Source organism: Cupriavidus sp. 96C5-1 (assembly GCF_057798855.1).
On sequence record NZ_JBYOJU010000007.1, the window covers coordinates 114,478 to 130,810 of the forward strand.

9 protein-coding genes and 1 pseudogene are annotated in these 16,333 nt (G+C 67.2%); 5 read left to right on the forward strand and 5 right to left on the reverse strand.

What is annotated here, in order from left to right:
* The first annotated feature begins 1 nt into the window (after position 1).
* Together AC3FOF_RS11305 and AC3FOF_RS11310 are read left to right on the forward strand one after the other, a co-directional pair.
* Positions 2–1,222: an efflux RND transporter periplasmic adaptor subunit gene (locus AC3FOF_RS11305; RefSeq protein ID WP_488726629.1), complete on the forward strand. Its 1,221-nt coding sequence runs from the start codon at positions 2–4 to the stop codon at positions 1,220–1,222.
* Positions 1,219–4,422, forward strand: a complete 3,204-nt coding sequence (locus AC3FOF_RS11310; RefSeq protein ID WP_488726630.1) for an efflux RND transporter permease subunit — start codon at positions 1,219–1,221, stop codon at positions 4,420–4,422. Before AC3FOF_RS11305 ends, AC3FOF_RS11310 begins: the two co-directional genes overlap by 4 nt.
* A gap of 497 nt (positions 4,423–4,919) precedes the next feature.
* On the opposite strand, the pseudogene AC3FOF_RS11315 reads toward AC3FOF_RS11310, so the two are convergent.
* The 3 genes and pseudogenes from AC3FOF_RS11315 to AC3FOF_RS11325 form a co-directional block, all read right to left on the reverse strand.
* A pseudogene (locus AC3FOF_RS11315) lies at positions 4,920–5,917 on the reverse strand (IS256 family transposase).
* Between the two features lie 443 nt (positions 5,918–6,360).
* Complete coding sequence (locus AC3FOF_RS11320) at positions 6,361–6,735, reverse strand: cytochrome c oxidase subunit II (RefSeq protein ID WP_017227192.1); 375 nt, start codon at positions 6,733–6,735, stop codon at positions 6,361–6,363.
* An 85-nt stretch (positions 6,736–6,820) separates the two neighbouring features.
* Positions 6,821–7,702: a metallophosphoesterase gene (locus AC3FOF_RS11325; protein WP_017227193.1), complete on the reverse strand. Its 882-nt coding sequence runs from the start codon at positions 7,700–7,702 to the stop codon at positions 6,821–6,823.
* 173 nt (positions 7,703–7,875) lie between these two features.
* On the opposite strand from AC3FOF_RS11325, the gene AC3FOF_RS11330 reads away from it, so the two are divergent.
* Both AC3FOF_RS11330 and AC3FOF_RS11335 read left to right on the forward strand, forming a co-directional pair.
* On the forward strand, positions 7,876–8,574 hold the full coding sequence (locus tag AC3FOF_RS11330) for an RNA polymerase sigma factor (RefSeq protein ID WP_488726631.1): 699 nt from the start codon (positions 7,876–7,878) through the stop codon (positions 8,572–8,574).
* Complete coding sequence (locus AC3FOF_RS11335) at positions 8,561–9,448, forward strand: anti-sigma factor family protein (protein WP_488726632.1); 888 nt, start codon at positions 8,561–8,563, stop codon at positions 9,446–9,448. Before AC3FOF_RS11330 ends, AC3FOF_RS11335 begins: the two co-directional genes overlap by 14 nt.
* A gap of 15 nt (positions 9,449–9,463) precedes the next feature.
* On the opposite strand, the gene AC3FOF_RS11340 is transcribed toward AC3FOF_RS11335, so the two are convergent.
* Entirely contained in the window at positions 9,464–11,719 is a 2,256-nt protein-coding gene (locus AC3FOF_RS11340; protein ID WP_488726633.1) for a xanthine dehydrogenase family protein molybdopterin-binding subunit, read from the reverse strand.
* 12 nt (positions 11,720–11,731) lie between these two features.
* Entirely contained in the window at positions 11,732–12,190 is a 459-nt protein-coding gene (locus AC3FOF_RS11345) for a (2Fe-2S)-binding protein (RefSeq protein WP_276263735.1), read from the reverse strand.
* Between the two features lie 494 nt (positions 12,191–12,684).
* Between AC3FOF_RS11345 and AC3FOF_RS11350 the strand changes: the two genes are divergently transcribed.
* Entirely contained in the window at positions 12,685–16,068 is a 3,384-nt protein-coding gene (locus AC3FOF_RS11350; protein WP_488726634.1) for a diguanylate cyclase, read from the forward strand.
* Positions 16,069–16,333: the final 265 nt, after the last annotated feature.

The following is a 16,333-nucleotide window of genomic DNA, read 5'->3' on the forward strand; positions in this document are numbered from 1 at the left end:
CATGGCGACCCCGTCCTCCCGCCGCAATCCCGTCCTGATCGGCCTCGCCGTGCTTGTGCTGGCCGCCCTGGCCTGGTTCGCCACCGGCCCGCTCAGGCGCATGCAGGCGCCGCGCCCGGCCCAGCCCCCGGTGCCTGCGGTCTCGGTTTCCAGCGCGCTGGTAAAGCGCGAAAACGTACCCATCGGCCTGTCCGGCGTGGGCACCGTGCAAGCCATGGCCACGGTGACGGTCAAAGCGCGCGTGGACGGCCAACTCGACCGGGTGGGCTTTGTCGAAGGCCAGGACGTCAAGGCCGGCCAGTTGCTTGCGCAGATCGACCCGCGCACCTTCCAGGCGCAGTTGCAGCAGGCCATGGCGCAGAAGGCGCGCGACGAAGCACAGCTCGCCAACGCCCGGCTGGACCTGCAGCGCTACGAGGGTCTGATCAAGGAAAACGCCACCACCCAGCAAACCCTGGACACCCAGCGCGCGCAGGTGGCCCAGCTGGCCGCCGCGGTGAAGACCGACGAGGCCCTGATCAACGTCGCCCGCGTGCAACTCGACTACACCACCATCACGGCGCCGCTGGCCGGGCGCGTTGGCGCACGCCTGGTCGACCCGGGCAATATCGTGCACGCGGCGGATGCCAACGGGCTGGTGGTAATACGCCAGATCGACCCTATCGACGTGGTGTTCACGCTGCCCGACGGCGAATTCCAGCGCATCAACCGCGCCATGCAGGCCAGCCACGCGCCGCTGGCGGTCGAGGCCAGCGAGCGCGGCAGCAGCACGGTGCTCGGGCGCGGCGGGCTGATCCTGCTGAACAACACCATCGACACAACTTCCGGCACCATCCAGCTCAAGGGCCGTTTTCCCAATCCGACGCATACCCTATGGCCGGGCCAGTACGTCAACGCGCGCCTGGTGCTGGGCGAGCGCGACCAGGCGCTGACGATTCCGGCCTCGGCCGTGCAGCGCAGCCAGACCGGCACCTATGTCTATGTGGTGCAGCCGGACCATACCGTCGCCTCCCGCGCGATTGAGGTAGCGGAGATCCAGGACGCCAAGGCCATCGTGGCCAAGGGCCTGGCGGCCGACGAGCGGGTGGTGGTGGACGGGCAGTACAAGCTCAAGCCGGGTACGCGCGTGAGCGAGGCAGCGCCGGCGGCCACCGCGGCGGCGAGCTCCGGAGCCGCACCGGCCCCCGCCGCACAAAGCAGCGCCGGGAACGCACGGCCATGAGCATTTCAGCAACCTTTATCAAGCGCCCGATCGGCACCTCGCTGCTGGCGCTGGCCGTGCTGCTGGTCGGCGTAGCGGCGTGGCCGCTGCTGCCCATCGCCCCGCTGCCGCAGGTGGATTTCCCCACCATCCAGGTGTCGGCGAACCTGCCCGGCGCCAGTCCGGAAACCATGGCGTCGAACGTGGCGCAGCCGCTGGAGCGCCAGTTCTCGCTGATCAGCGGGCTGACGCAGATGACCTCGACCAGCGCGCAGGGCAACGCCCAGATCACGCTGCAGTTCGACCTCAACCGCAGCATCGATGCCGCAGCGGTGGACGTGCAGGCCGCCATCAATGCTGCCAGCGGCCAGTTGCCCGGCAACCTGCCGACCCCGCCCACGTTCCGCAAGATCAACCCGGCCGACTCGCCGATCCTGGTGCTGGCGGTGCAGTCCGACACCCTGCCGCTGACCGAGATCAACGACTACGCCGACAACGTGCTGGCGCAGCAGATCTCGCAGATTTCCGGCGTGGGGCTGGTCAATATCGGCGGCCAGCAGAAGCCATCCGTGCGCGTCCAGGTGGACCCGCAGAAACTCTCTGCCATGGGCATGAGCCTGGAAGACGTGCGCAACGTGATTGCCACCACCACGGTCAACCAGCCCACCGGCAGTACCGATGGCCGCACCAAGGCCTTCAACGTCTACACCAATGACCAGGTCACCAAGGCGTCTGCCTGGAACGACATGGTGCTGGCCTACCGCAACGGCGCGCCGGTGCGCGTGCGCGACGTCGGCGTGGCGGTGGACGGCCCGGAGAACGCCAAGCTGGCGGGCTGGGGCTTTGCCGGCGCGGCCGCGCCGGCGGGCAACACCTTCCACAATGGCCGCGCCATCATCCTGGCCGTCACCAAGCAGCCGGGCGCCAATGTGATCGAAACGGTGGACCGCATCCGCGCCGCCCTGCCCAAGCTGCAGGCCGCGATCCCGCCGACCATCAGCGTCAATACGCTGGCGGACCGCACCCAGACCATCCGCGCCTCGGTGGCGGACGTGGAGTTCACGCTGGTGCTGACCATCGCGCTGGTGGTGATGATCATCTTCGTGTTCCTGCGCAACGTTGCGGCTACCGTGATTCCCAGCGTCACCGTGCCGCTGGCCCTGATGGGCACCGCCGGCGGCATGTACCTGCTCGGGTACAGCCGCGACAACCTCTCGCTGATGGCGCTGACCATCGCGGTCGGCTTCGTGGTGGATGACGCCATCGTGATGCTGGAGAACATCTATCGCCACGTGGAAGACGGCATGTCGCCGATGGAAGCCGCGCTCAAGGGCGCCGGCGAGATCAGCTTCACCATCGTGTCGATCTCGGTCTCCCTGGTGGCGGTGTTCATCCCGCTGCTGCTGATGGGCGGTATCGTCGGGCGGCTGTTCCGCGAGTTCGCCGTCACCGTCACGCTCACCATCGTGGTGTCGGTGCTGGTCTCGCTGACGCTGACGCCGATGCTGTGCTCGCTCTACCTGACCCCGCCGCGCGGCCACCATCACGGGCGCATCTACCAGTGGTTCGAGCATGGCTTCGACGCCATGCTGGCGGGCTACAAGCGCGCGCTGGACGTGGTGATGCGCCATCAGTTCTTTACGCTGTGCACGTTTATCGGCACCGTGGCCGTCACCGTGGCGCTCTTTGTCTACATCCCCAAGGGCTTCTTCCCGCAACAGGATACCGGCTTCATGTTCGGCATCGCGGAATCCGCCCAGGATGCCTCCTTCCGGTCGATGAACGAGCGCATGGTGCAGCTGGCGGATATCGTGCGCGCCGATCCCGACGTCGCGGCGGTGGGCATGAGCGCCGGGCAGAACACCCTCAATACCGGCAATTTCTTCATCAGCCTCAAGCCCAAGGACGAGGGCCGCACCGCCAGCGCCGACCAGGTGATCGCCCGGCTGCGTCCGAAGCTGGCCCAGGTGCAAGGCGCCAACCTGTTCCTGCAGGCCGGCCAGGACATCAACGTGGGCGGGCGGCTGTCGCGCACGCAGTACCAGTACACGCTGATGGACTCCAACCTCGACGAACTGAACCAGTGGGCGCCGCGCATCCTCGAACGCCTGAGCAAACTGCGCGAGCTGCGCGACGTGGCGTCCGACCAGCAGAACGCCGCCGCCGCCGCGCGCCTGACCATCGACCGCGCGCGCGCCTCCAGCTTCGGCATTACGCCGGCCCTGATCGACGCCACGCTGTACGACGCGATCGGCCAGCGCCAGGTGGCGCAGTACTTCACGCAGATCAACAGCTACCACGTGATCCTGGAAGCCACGCCGGCGCTGCAGGAAGACCCGCGCCTGTTCAATAGGCTGTACATCACCTCGCCGCTGACCGGCGAACAGGTCCCGCTGTCCACTTTCGTCAAGATCGATACCGACAGCACGGCCTATCTGTCGATCAGTCACCAGGGGCAGTTCCCCGCCGTCACCATCTCCTTCAACCTGGCCCAGGGCGTGGCGCTGGGCGATGCCGTCAAGGCGATCAACACCACGCTGGCGGGCATGGGGCGCCCGCAAACGCTCTCCGGCGCGTTCCAGGGCACGGCCCAGGCCTTCGGCGCCTCGCTGGCGTCGCAGCCCTACCTCATCGCCGCCGCGTTGATCGCCGTGTATATCGTGCTGGGCCTCTTGTATGAGAGCTACATCCACCCGCTCACCATCCTCTCCACCCTCCCCTCCGCCGGGGTGGGCGCGCTGCTGATCCTGCTCGCAGGCGGCTATGACCTCAGCGTGATCGCGCTGATCGGCATCATCCTGCTGATCGGCATCGTCAAGAAGAACGGCATCATGATGGTGGACTTCGCGCTCACTGCCGAACGCGACCGCGGCATGAAGCCGGAAGAAGCGATCTACCAGGCCTGCCTGCTGCGCTTCCGTCCCATCATGATGACCACCATGTGCGCGCTGCTCTCCGGCCTGCCGCTGATGCTGGGGCACGGCGCGGGTTCCGAGCTGCGCAGGCCGCTGGGTTTCGCGATGGTTGGGGGGCTGGTGTTGTCGCAGATGCTGACGCTGTTCACCACGCCGGTGGTGTATCTCTACCTGGACCGGGCGCATTACTGGTATATGCAGCGCAAGGCGCGGCGGCAGGCCCGCCGCGAGGAGCGGGAGCATGCGGCGCTTAGCGAGACCGAACGGGAGCGTCGGCGGGGGTTGGCGGCGGGGGAAGGGGATTGAGGGATTGGATCGGATGGTTGATTTGGTTTGTCGGGCTGTCGGGCGGCTGTAGGGACCTGATTCAGGTCTGCAGGGCCTAAAGGCGGAGTGGTGTCGGGCTCTTGGGCACATGTAGGTGTCACTTTTCTTTACTCGTAAAGAAAAGTAACCAAAAGAAAGCGATCCTTGCAGGAGGCTGGCGTGTCGGGCTTGCTGGCTTTGCGGATTCATGGTGGGCGCGGCGGTTCTAATAAACTGCTGGCGCTACCGGCACGAACGGCATTGCCGCTGCGAATGAGAGTGGTTTCATTGTATGACCCCTGAATGACGAACTCGCTTACCCTTTCATGCATCTGCCGTTACCGGTTTATATGGCCACTCGATCGTGAACGGCACGGGTTTCGTCGTGGGCGCGGTGGCCCCAAATTTGGGATGCTCGTCTCCAGGGCCTGTCAGTTTTTTTGTGTGCAGGGCAGGTAAAGGCTCACCGCCAATTGGAGCGGTGAGCCAGCATTATCTCAATGATGCGGATGGGTGAAGCGCTCTTCGTAGAGGATTGCAAACTGGTTCATGGCAGCCTTCCAGTCATGCGTTGAACTACCCCATTTCCCGGTGATGTTGCGCAGCGCTAGCCATAGCAGCTTGGTTGCTGCCTCGTCGCTGGGGAAGTGGCCCCGCGTCTTGATGATCTTGCGCAGTTGCGCATTGATGCTCTCAATGGCATTGGTCGTGTAGATGATCTTGCGGATCGCCGGCGGGAACATAAAGAACGGGATCACCTGGTCCCAGGCCCGACGCCAGGACGCGGCGATCGGTGCGTACCGCTTGCCCCACTCTCCTTGCTCGAAGGCCGCCAGCTCGGCCAGCGCCGCCTCCACATTGGGTGCGGTGTAGACGGGCTTGAGCACCGCCGCCACGGCCCGACGCTCCTTCCAGCTGACGTACTCCAGGCTGTTCCGGATCAGATGCACGATGCAGGTCTGCAGCGTCGTGTTCGGGAACACCGCATTCAGGGCCTGCTCCATGCCCTTGAGGCCGTCGGTGAATCGGTCACTGAACTGATGAACTCGGGCGAGACCTCGGTACCGTATTGCTCGGCCAGAAATGCCTGGATCTCGCGCACGGTCATGCCCCGGGCATACATGGCGATGATCTTGTCGTCGAAGCCGGTGAAGCGCCGCTCGTGCTTGGGAATCAGGATCGGATCAAAGCTGCCGTCACGATCGCGCGGGATCTCTACCCGCAGCGGGCCGTCCTCGGTCAGGACGGTCTTGGCGCTCTTGCCGTTGCGTTGGTTGGCTATGCCGGCCGGGCGCCCAGCGCCCGGAGGGTAGCCTAGATGATGGCCCAGTTCGGCGCCCAGGGCCCGCTCGATCAGGGCCTTCTTGAACGCCATCGAGGCCTCCTGAACCGCTTCGGCGGTCATGGGGCTCTTTACAAAATGGGCGATCAAGTCCTCGGGAATGGCCGGCAGCTCACGGCCGGCAGCCTGGCTGGTCTTGGTTTTGCGTGGCATGACATGCTCCTTGGGCGACATGTTATGCCCTAAACACAAAATTTCCGACAGGCACGTATTCGCCTCAAGCCGGGGGGCCACCGCGCCCACGACGAAACCGCAAGGATCGGGAGACAGTAGCCATTCGCGCCGGTAACGGCAGATGCGTGAGCCACCACGGGCCATTGCCATCAGGGGCGCTATACTGAAACCAGTGCCATCCGCATTGGCAATGCCGTTCGCGCCGGTAGCGCCAGCAGTTTATTAGAACCGCCGCGCCCACCACGAATCCGCAACGTTCCCGATCCTGATAAGCCAGCCCCCCTGCAAGGGGTCGCTTTCTTTTGGTTACTTTTCTTTACGAGTAAAGAAAAGTGACACCTCCATGTGCCCAAGAGCCTGACACCACTCCGCCTTTAGGCCCTGCAGACCTGATTCAGGTCCCTGAAACGGCCAGAAATACCCTATGTCACCTCCATCACCCCATTCATAGTCTCATGCCCCGATCCACAAAAAATATCGCATAAAAACGCAAACGTACCCGCCGTCTTGGGTGTCGCGGCAACGCGCACCACCTGCCCCGGCGGCAGGTCCGCGCGAATCCCGAAGTCCGGCACGCTGAACCCCATGATCACATCCTGCGCTGTCAGCTCGAACACCACCGGCTCGCCGACGCGCAGTGCGATGTGGTTGGGCGTGAAGATGAATTTGCGCGCGTGCACCTTGATCACGCGCGGGGCGGCGGCGGCGCTGCGCAATAGCGGCGCGCCGCCCGCCAGGGCGAGCAGGCAGTACAGTGCGCGCCTGCGGCTGATTCCTTCCCGGGATACTGCTGCCATAGCCTACTCCTTGTGTTTGCATTGCACGGTGGCTACCGCCATCGCTCAACCGTGAACCGTCAATCGCCAGGCCGCGGGCACCGGCTCAACCTGTGACCGGCTTCTCCGCGATGCCGAATTCGCCCGCTGCGACCTTTGCCTCCACCTCGCGCCAGCCCAGGCCCCGGTATGGATGGGCCGGGTCCCACGGCAACGGCAAACGCTGCGCCTGCGAGCCCGCGACCGGCAACGGGAACATCAGAGAACGCGCGGCATGGTGGGCGATATGCCCGGTCATGTGGTGATGCTCCTGATGGATGTGGCCATAGAACACGGTCACGTTAGGATGCGGCATCAGGCGCTCGATCACCTGGGCTCCATCGCGCGTGGCCCAGTCCCATTGCGGATAGAGATCGAACAGCGGACGGTGCGTGAACACCACGATGCGGGCCGACTGCGGCTGCTGCGCAAGGTCGGCGGCAAGCCAGTCGAGTTGCGTCGCGCCGACCCGCCCGGCGGGATCGGACACGTTGTCAAGCACGATGAAGTGCACCCCCTTGTGGTCGAATACATAGTGGGTAGGCCCGAACAGTTCGCGGTAGGCAGCGCCTTCGTCCAGGCCGGCATCGTGCTCGCCCGGCATCAGGTGCACCACGGGAACCTTGAGATCGGCAATGATCGACTTGAACTCGCGCATGCGGCGGCGCCGCTCGGCGGGATCGTCGGTGGTCTGGGTGAGGTCGCCGGTGAACATCAGGAAATCCGGCGGCTCCGCCAGTGCATTGACCGCCGCCACCGCCTTGGGCAAGGTGCCGCGCGCGTCGGGGTTGGGCGGACCCTGGAAACCCCAGTGCGCATCCGACAGTTGCACGAAGTAAAAGGTTTCGTCGCGCCCGGCGGCCCATCCGGGCAGGGCCGAGGCAAAGACCGCGCCGCCGGCGCAGGCGGCTAGGTTGAGGAAATCGCGCCGCTTCCAGGCTCGTGTCATGGTGGCTCCATAGATTGCCGGGGGGATGTCTGTAATACCTGGGCGACGGCGCGCTTATTCCCGGCGGGGAAGGAAAATTTTTTTCGTGGTTGGCGGAGGAATCGGGAATAAACTCGACGCAGCCCCGGTATACGCGGATGGAACCACCCCCAGCGCCAAGCCCAAGGAGTGATGTGAACGCAGCCGACCGGCGCCGCCGTTTCGACGAGCTGGTGCTCCCGCATCTCGACGCCGCCTACAACCTGGCGCGCTGGCTTTCGGGCAGCGCCGTCGAGGCGGACGACGTGGTGCAGGAAGCCTGCCTGCGGGCCTTCTGTTTTTTCGACAGTTTCCGCGGCGACCAGCCACGCGCCTGGCTGCTGGCGATCGTGCGCAACACGTGGTTTTCCGCCTGGCGCAAGCGGCAGCAGCCAGGCCAGGGCGACAGCGCCGGCTACGACGATGCGCACCACGACGGCGCGCCCCTGCCCGGCTGGCAGGACGGCCACGGCGATAGCCCCGAACAATGGCTGCTGCGCGCCGACGATGTCCGCCTGCTGCACCTCGCGCTGGAGCGCTTGCCGGCGGCCTTCCGCGAGGTGCTGGTGCTGCGCGAACTGGAGGATCTGCCATATCGGGACATCGCCGCCATTGCCGATATTCCGCTGGGCACCGTGATGTCCCGGCTGGCGCGCGCGCGGAAGCTGCTGGCGCAGGCAGTACTCGCCCTGCGCCAGGAGGGGATGCACGCCACCGGCGCCCGCGCCGGCGGCAATGACGGCGCGGCAAGCCCCCGTTCCACCGTGCCCGACACAGGCAGGACAGCGACGGTAACGGGCAACAGCGGAACCTCGTCGCGTCCTGCCGGGGAGACAGGCCATGAACTGCAATGACGCCCGCCTGCTGCTGCAAGCCTGCGCCGACGGCGAACTCGGTGCGGGCGATACCTTGCGCCTTGAGCGGCACCTGTCGCAATGCCCGGGTTGTACCGCCGAGCTTGCACACGTGCACGAACTGCGCGCGGCGTTGCGTGCGAATGCGCCCTACCATCGCGCCGGCCCGGCCTTGCGCGCGCGGCTGGGCGCCGCGCTGGACCAGGAGCAGACGCCTGGCCCGGTGGTGGCGGGGGGGGCCCGCGCCCCCCCCCCGCCCCACGCCCCCGGGCGCCCCGGGGGGGCCCCGCGGTGGCAGCGGATGCAGCGCTATTTCGAATGGAGCCCGGCGGCCAATGCCGCCATGGCCGCGCTGACGGTGGCGACGCTCGGCATCGGCGTGGCCCAGTACGCGCTGAGCGATGGCACGGAGCAGAGCGTGGACGGCGAAATGGTCAGCAGCCATGTGCGCGCGCTACTCTCCGGCCACGCGATCGACGTGGTCTCGTCGGACCGCCACACCGTCAAACCCTGGTTCAATGGCCGGATCGACTACGCGCCGTCAGTGCGGGACCTGGCCGCGCAGGGCTTTCCGCTGACCGGGGGGCGGCTCGACTATGTGCACGGGCGGCCGGTGGCAGTGCTGGTCTACCGCCACAACCAGCATCCCATCGATGTCTTCGTGCTGCCGCTGGGGACCGACGACAGACCCGACAGCAAGACCAGCGCCGCCGGCAACAGCGCGCCGCCGCAGATCGAGGCGCGCCATGGCTACCAGCTCGCCAGCTGGCAGGCCGGCGGCATGCGCTACGCAGCCGTCACCGATGCCTCCGCCGAAGACCTGTTGCATTTCACCCAGGCCTGGCGCGCGGCCGGCGACAGCCGCGCGCCCTGAGTCCCGCGCCGCCGCTCAGGCCAGCACGAAGGGGAGCTGGCGCTGGCGCTTGCCGGTCAGCGTGAACAGCGCGTTGGCCACCGCGGGCGCAATGGCCGGCACGCCGGGTTCGCCCAGCCCGGTGGGCGGGTCCTCGGAGGGAACGAAGAACACGTTGACCACCGGCGCCTCATTGATGCGCGGCGGCGGATAGTCGGGGAAATTGCTGTTCTTCACCACGCCATTCTCGATCTCGATGGCAAAGCCCGGACGCGTCATCGCCAGCCCGAACACGCACGCGCCCTGCACCTGCGCTTCGGCCGACATCGGGTTGACCACGCGGTTGGCATGCACGCCGGCCGTCACGCGATGCACGCGCGGCTCGTTCTTCTCCAGCGATACCTCGACCACGTAGGCCACCACGGTGTCGAACGACTCGTGCACCGCCACGCCCCAGGCCTGGCCCTTGGGCAGCTTGCGCTTGCCGTAGCCGGATTTCGCCACCGCAAGCTGCAGGGCCGCGCGATGGCGCGCATGCTTCGCCGCATCCAGGCGCGAGAGGCGATAGGCCACCGGGTCCTGGCGCGCGTTGACCGCGATCTCGTCGACCAGCGTCTCCTTGACGAAAGCGGTGTGCGTATTGCCCACCGAGCGCCACCACAGCACCGGTACGTCCACATCCGGGTGGTGCACCGACAGTTGCAGCGGAAGACCGTAATCGTTCTGCACGATGCCCTCGGTCATGGTCGAATCCACGCCGCCCTTGACCATGAAGGCTTCGAAGGGCGTGCCCTTGAGAATGGACTGGCCGACGATGGTGTGCTGCCAACCCAGCACCTGCCCCTTGGCGTCGATGCCGATGCGCGCGCGGTGCACGTGCAGCGGCCGGTAGTAGCCGCCCCGGATATCGTCCTCGCGGCTCCACATCACCTTGAGCGGCTCATCGTGGCCATTCTTGATCCAGGCCAGCAGCACATTGGCGGCCTCGACCAGGTAGTCGGACGTGGGCACCGCGCGCCGGCCGAAGCCACCGCCCGCCATCATGGTGTTGAGTACGACCTTGCCGGGCGGCAGCCCGAGCACGCGCCCGATCGCGGCCTGGTCCACGGTCTGGAACTGCGAGCCCACCCACACCTGCACGGCCTGCGCCTTCTTGCCCGCCACCTCGGCCTGCATGGTGCAGTTCAACGGCTCCATCGGCGCATGCGCGAGGTAGGGAAACTGATAGTCCGCTTCGATGGTGCGCGCGGCTGCGGACATGGCGCCGAGATCCGCCTTGAGCGCCACCGTGCCGGGCTGCGCGGCGAGCGTCCTGTACTGCTCGAAGAGCGCCTTGGTCGAGACGGTGGAGCCGGCGTCCTCCCACACGATCTCCAGCGCGTCGCGGCCCTGCTTGGCGGGCCAGTAGCCGTCGGCCACCACGGCCACGCCGGTGCCACCACGATCGACCGGCACCAGCATCACGTCGGCCACCCCCTTGATCGCGCGCGCCTTGTCGGCATTGAAGGATTTCACCTTGCCGCCGAAGCGCGGCGGGCGCGCCACCACGGCCACCACCATGTCCTTGAGACGGGTATCGATGCCGAAGGCGGTGGTTGCCTCCAGCTTGCCGCGCGCGTCCAGGCGCCGCGTGGGCTTGCCGATCAGCTTGAATTGCGCCGGGCTCTTCAGCGTGACCTGCTGCGGCACCGGCAGCGCCATGGCCGCCTGCGCGAGTTCGCCGAAGGTGGCGCGGTGGCTGCCGGAGGTGACCACGCCCTGCGCCACCTGGCAGCTCGCCGGATCGACCTGCCATTGCTGCGCGGCCGCGGCCACCAGCATGGCGCGGGCACGCGCGCCAAGCTCGCGGTATTGCTGGAAGGAATGATTGAGGGCGGTGGAGCCCCCTGTGATCTGCATGCCGAAGGCGGGGTCCTTGTATGCATCGCCGGCCGGCGCCAGCATGGCGCACACATTGCGCCAGTCGACGTCGAGTTCTTCGGCCAATGCCATCGGCAGCGCCGTATGCACGCCCTGGCCGAACTCAAGCCGGTTGACGGCCACGGTCACGGTGTTGTCCGGCGCGATGACCAGGAAAGCCTGGGGCGGCGAAGGCGGCGCCTTGGGCGCCGCGCCTTCCTGCGCGAATGCGGCCGGCACGGGCAGGATGCCCAGCGCCAGCCCGCCGCCGGCAAGGCCGGTCAGCTTGAGAAAACCGCGGCGGTCCAGCGCGGCGATGCCGCCGGTTTCACTGCCCTCGCCATCGCGCCGGCGAGGGCCGCCCGCCAGTGCTTCGAGTTGTCTGATTCGCATGGTGTGGTCCCCTTAAGCCAGCGCGCGCGCCGCGTCCTTGATGGCCGCGCGGATGCGCTGGTAGGTGCCGCAGCGGCACAGGTTGCCCGCCATGGCCTGGTCGATGTCGGCGTCGGTGGGATGTTTCTTGCTGCGCAGCAGTCCTACCGCGCTCATGACCTGGCCGTTCTGGCAGTAGCCGCACTGCGCCACGTCGTGCTGGATCCAGGCATCGAGCACCGCGCGGCCGATCTTGTCGCCGGCGACGCCCTCGATGGTGGTGATGCGCGCGCCTTGCGCCGCCGAGATCGGCGTCACGCAGCTGCGCGTGGCCTGGCCGTTGATATGTACCGTGCAGGCCCCGCACGCGGCCATGCCGCAGCCGAACTTGGTGCCGGTCATGCCGAGGTTGTCGCGCAGCGCCCACAGCAGCGGCGTGGAGGGATCAACGTCTACCTGCAGCGGCTTGCCGTTGATATCTAGGGTGGTCATGGGGGGAGCTCCTTGGGTCTGTTTGCCCTGGTCCGCCCCGGCATGGTGCAGCGGTTCGCCGCGCCGCGCCGGCGGCGGCCTGCCGAGCGACGCCCGCCGATACCGCCCGCGGACGCCGTAAAACCTTGTGAGGATAGTGCAAAAACGGCGCGCCCGTGCAGCCCCGGGGCGCCGGTCAGTGTCCGAGCCACATCCGCCGCCTTACCCCACCTAAGCAGGGAGATTGCCTGAAGCGAGCACGGGAACCGGACCGCATGGCGCCTGCCGCCGCCCCCGGAGCCGGCGCCGCAATGGGCAACGCCGTGCGCATACCGTAAAACGGCGACCGGCGCCAGTGCGAATAGCGGGCCCACATCCCGTGTTCTCGCCTCGTGCTTTGGGCATATCGCCGCTATATTGACCGATTAGGCTGGGCCATGCATGCAACTTGCCGCGCCGCCAGGCCGTCGCCCTCATTGCACCCTTTCAGAAACGCAGCTGCAGGCTGACGCAACATGACGCCAGATTTGGAAGTCCGCCCCTTGACCATCCCCTGCCCGCACTGGCAGCGCGTCTTGCTGGCCGCTCTTGGCTTCTTCCTGCTGGCATTGGCCGGACTCGCCCTGTCGCGTTATCCGGGCAATGTGGCCATGTTATGGCTGGCCAATGCTTTCGGTCTCGGCATCCTGCTGCACGAGCAGCGCCGCAACGCGCCCTGGCTGCTGGCGGGCATGCTGGTGGCGGGGGTGGCGGCCAACGCGGCGATGGGCGACGCCGCAGCCGTCGCGCTGGCGCTGTCGCTGGGCAATGTGACCGAGATCGCCTTCTCGGCGTGGCTGGTGCGCACCATGACCAGCGGCGCCACCCTGTCCCTGCCGGGGCCGCTGGCGCGCTTCGGGCTGACGCTGGGCGCGGCCGGCATGCTGGGACCGGCGGTGGGCGCGACGATCGGCGCTGCCACCCTCTCCACGGCTTTCCATCGCAGCTTCGGCCCGGTCTGGTGGACCTGGTGGACAGCGGACTCGATGGGCATCGTGATGCTGTTGCCGCTGATGGTGTCGATCACGCGCGAGCGCGTCGCCGACACCTTCCGTCCTGCGCGGCTGCCCCGCCTGGCCGCGCTGCTGCTGCTGAGCCTGGCGGTCGGCACGGTGGCACTCTACAAGAGCAAAGAGCCGTTCGTGGTGATGTCGCTCCCCCTGGTGCTCGCAGCGCTGCTGACCAACCCTTTCGCCACCGCCCTGCTGACGCTGCTGGCGATCTGCGCCGTGGTGGCGCTGGGCCTGGCCGCGGCATCGCTCGGGATGGGCACTGGCGAACCCTTCCTGCTCCAATCGATCCAGTTGTCGACCGCGCTGATCATGGTCTTCCCGGTCAGCATCGCCTTCCTGCTGGAGCAGAACCGGCGCGATCGCAGCGAACTGCGCGGCAGCGAGCGGCGCTTTCGCCAGGCCATGGAGCACTCGGCGATCGGCATGGCGCTGGTCGGGCTCGACGGCCACTGGCTGCAGGTCAACCGTGCCATCTGCGACCTGTTCGGCTACGACGCCGCCGAGCTGGCCGACCTGCCCTACCCGCTGATCACCCACCCCGACGACCTGGCCCCCGACCTGCACCAGGTCGAGCGCCTGCTGGCCGGAGAGATCGAGTCCTACCGCATCGAAAAACGCTACCGCCACAAGGACGGCCGCTATCGCTGGGCCTTGCTTGCGGTCTCCCTGGTGCGCGACGAGCACAGCGGCGCGCCGCTGCATTTCATCTCGCAGGTGGAGGACATCGACGAACGCAAGACCGCGCAGGAAAAGCTCGAGGCGCTAGCGCGCCGGACCCGCCTCGCGGTCGAGGCCGGCGGCGTGGGAATCTGGGAGTGGAACATTGCCGGCGGCGCCATCGAGTGGGACGCGCGCATGCACGCGCTGCACGGCATCGCGCCCGGGCAGGGCACGCCGGACATCCAGCGCTGGATCGGCATGGTGCATCCGGACGACGTCGAGCGGGCACGCGCCGAGATGCGCGCGGCGGTGCGCGGCACCCGCCCCTTCGACACCCAATACCGCATCCAGCGCGCCGACGGAGAAGTGCGCCACATCCGCGCCATGGCGATGGTGATGCGCCAGGGCGACGGCACCGCGCTGACCATGATCGGCACCAACTGGGACATCACCGAACAGCACCGGCTCACCGATGCGTTGTTCGAGGAAAAAGAGCGCCTGCAAATCACGCTGCGCTCGATCGGCGACGCGGTGATCTGCACCGACGCCGCCATGGGCGTGACCTTCATGAACCCGATCGCCGAGCAGCTGACCGGCTGGACCATGCAGACCGCCGCCGGCCAGTTGCTCGAGCATATTTTCCGCATTGTCGACGAACACACCAACGAGCCCATCCCCAGCCCGGTGGCGCAGTGCCTGCAAACCTTGCGCCCGGTCTACCTGCAGGACGGCGCGGTGCTGCAAAGCCTGACCGGCGACCGCCATGACGTGCAGGACTCCGCGGCGCCGGTGCGCACCGCCTCCGGCGAGGTCATCGGTGCGGTGCTGGTGTTCCAGGACATCACCAGCGCCCGCGCGCTGCAGCGCGAGCTGGCCCACTCGGCCTCGCACGACGCGCTGACCGGCCTGCCCAACCGCATCTGGTTCGAGAAGCGGCTGCGCGAGGCCTGCGAGGCAGCGCGCCTGCAGCGCCAGCATCACGCACTGTGCTTCATCGACCTGGACCGCTTCAAGATCGTCAACGACACCGCCGGCCACGCGGCCGGCGATGTGCTGCTGCGCGAGCTGGGGCATGTGATCCGCCACCACGTGCGGCCGGGCGACCTGCTCGCGCGCCTGGGCGGCGACGAGTTCGCGCTGCTGCTCAAGGACTGCACCGTGGACCAGGCCGAGCGCGTGTGCCAGAAGGTGATCGACGCCATCCGCAGCCAGCGCTTTCCATGGGAAGGACGTGTCTACGATGTCGGCGCCAGCATCGGCATCACCGCCATCGACCACGAAACGCCGCCGGTCGGCGAGTTGATGAGCCGCGCCGACGTGGCCTGCTATGCGGCCAAGGCAGCGGGACGCAGCCGCGTCTCGGTGTACCGGCGCGATGAAAGCGATGCCCAGCGCCACCACCAGGAACTGCAGGTAGCCGCGGGGATCCGCTCCGCCCTGGAAGAAAACCGCTTCCGCCTGTTCGCGCAGGAGATCCGCGCGCTGCAAGACCACCCAGGTCCCAGCCGCCATATCGAAATCCTGGTCCGCATGGTCGACGAGCAAGGCAAGCTGGTGATGCCGGGCGCCTTCATCCCCGCCGCCGAACGCTACGACCTGATGGGTCATGTGGACCGCTGGGTGATCCACCATGTGCTGCGCGAATTCGGCGCGCGCCTGAGCGCCGTGCCCATGCTCACGGTGGCCATCAACCTGTCGGCCAATTCGCTGGGCGAACCGTTCCTGCTGCCGTTCCTGCACGCCGAGCTGCATGAATCCGTGCTGCCGGCCAGCCGTATCCAGCTGGAAATCACCGAAACCGCGCTGATCAACAATATGGCGGCAGCCAACCGCCTGGTGACCGAAATGCGCAGCGCCGGCTGTACCGTGGCGCTCGACGACTTCGGCGCCGGGCTCTCCTCGTTCTCCTATCTCAAGCAATTCCCGGTCGACTACCTGAAGATCGACGGCAGCTTTATCCGCCACCTGGCCGCCAGCGCGGTGGACCGCGAGATCGTCAGCTCGATCAACGATATCGGCCATCGCCTGGGCATCCTCACGGTGGCCGAGTCCGTGGAAGACGAGCAGACCCTGCTGACCCTGCGCGCCATCGGCGTGGACTACGCCCAGGGCTATGTGATCGGGCGGCCGATGCCGCTGGAGCACTTCCTGGAAAGCTGCCCGACCCAGCCGGTGGATAACGGCTGAAGCCCCGGGCTCCGGCGGCGCCGCACGCGCACGTCGCCCGGGTACCGAATGGAGCATCTGGCCGCCGCCGTGGCGCAACGGCATGTGCCCGGCACGGCGTGTTGCGCACGCCACTCGCCTGCAGCCGGGCTCGCACATGCCCCGCATTCGCCCCACCAGCATTCGGAAATCCGAACGCCGGCCACCCGCGCATTTACGGAAATCCGAACCGTGCGCCGGAGGCACATTTATTTCCCCTTTTTATTCAGTGACTTAGCACCTGCCA

Bases quoted from the DNA above. Each gene is read 5' to 3' on its own strand.
- AC3FOF_RS11305 (WP_488726629.1), top strand. From the start codon at position 2: ATGGCGACCCCGTCCTCCCGCCGCAATCCCGTCCTGATCGGCCTCGCC.
- AC3FOF_RS11310 (WP_488726630.1), top strand. From the start codon at position 1,219: ATGAGCATTTCAGCAACCTTTATCAAGCGCCCGATCGGCACCTCGCTG.
- AC3FOF_RS11320 (WP_017227192.1), bottom strand. From the start codon at position 6,735: ATGGCAGCAGTATCCCGGGAAGGAATCAGCCGCAGGCGCGCACTGTAC.
- AC3FOF_RS11325 (WP_017227193.1), bottom strand. From the start codon at position 7,702: ATGACACGAGCCTGGAAGCGGCGCGATTTCCTCAACCTAGCCGCCTGC.
- AC3FOF_RS11335 (WP_488726632.1), top strand. From the start codon at position 8,561: ATGAACTGCAATGACGCCCGCCTGCTGCTGCAAGCCTGCGCCGACGGC.
- AC3FOF_RS11340 (WP_488726633.1), bottom strand. From the start codon at position 11,719: ATGCGAATCAGACAACTCGAAGCACTGGCGGGCGGCCCTCGCCGGCGC.
- AC3FOF_RS11345 (WP_276263735.1), bottom strand. From the start codon at position 12,190: ATGACCACCCTAGATATCAACGGCAAGCCGCTGCAGGTAGACGTTGAT.
- AC3FOF_RS11350 (WP_488726634.1), top strand. From the start codon at position 12,685: ATGACGCCAGATTTGGAAGTCCGCCCCTTGACCATCCCCTGCCCGCAC.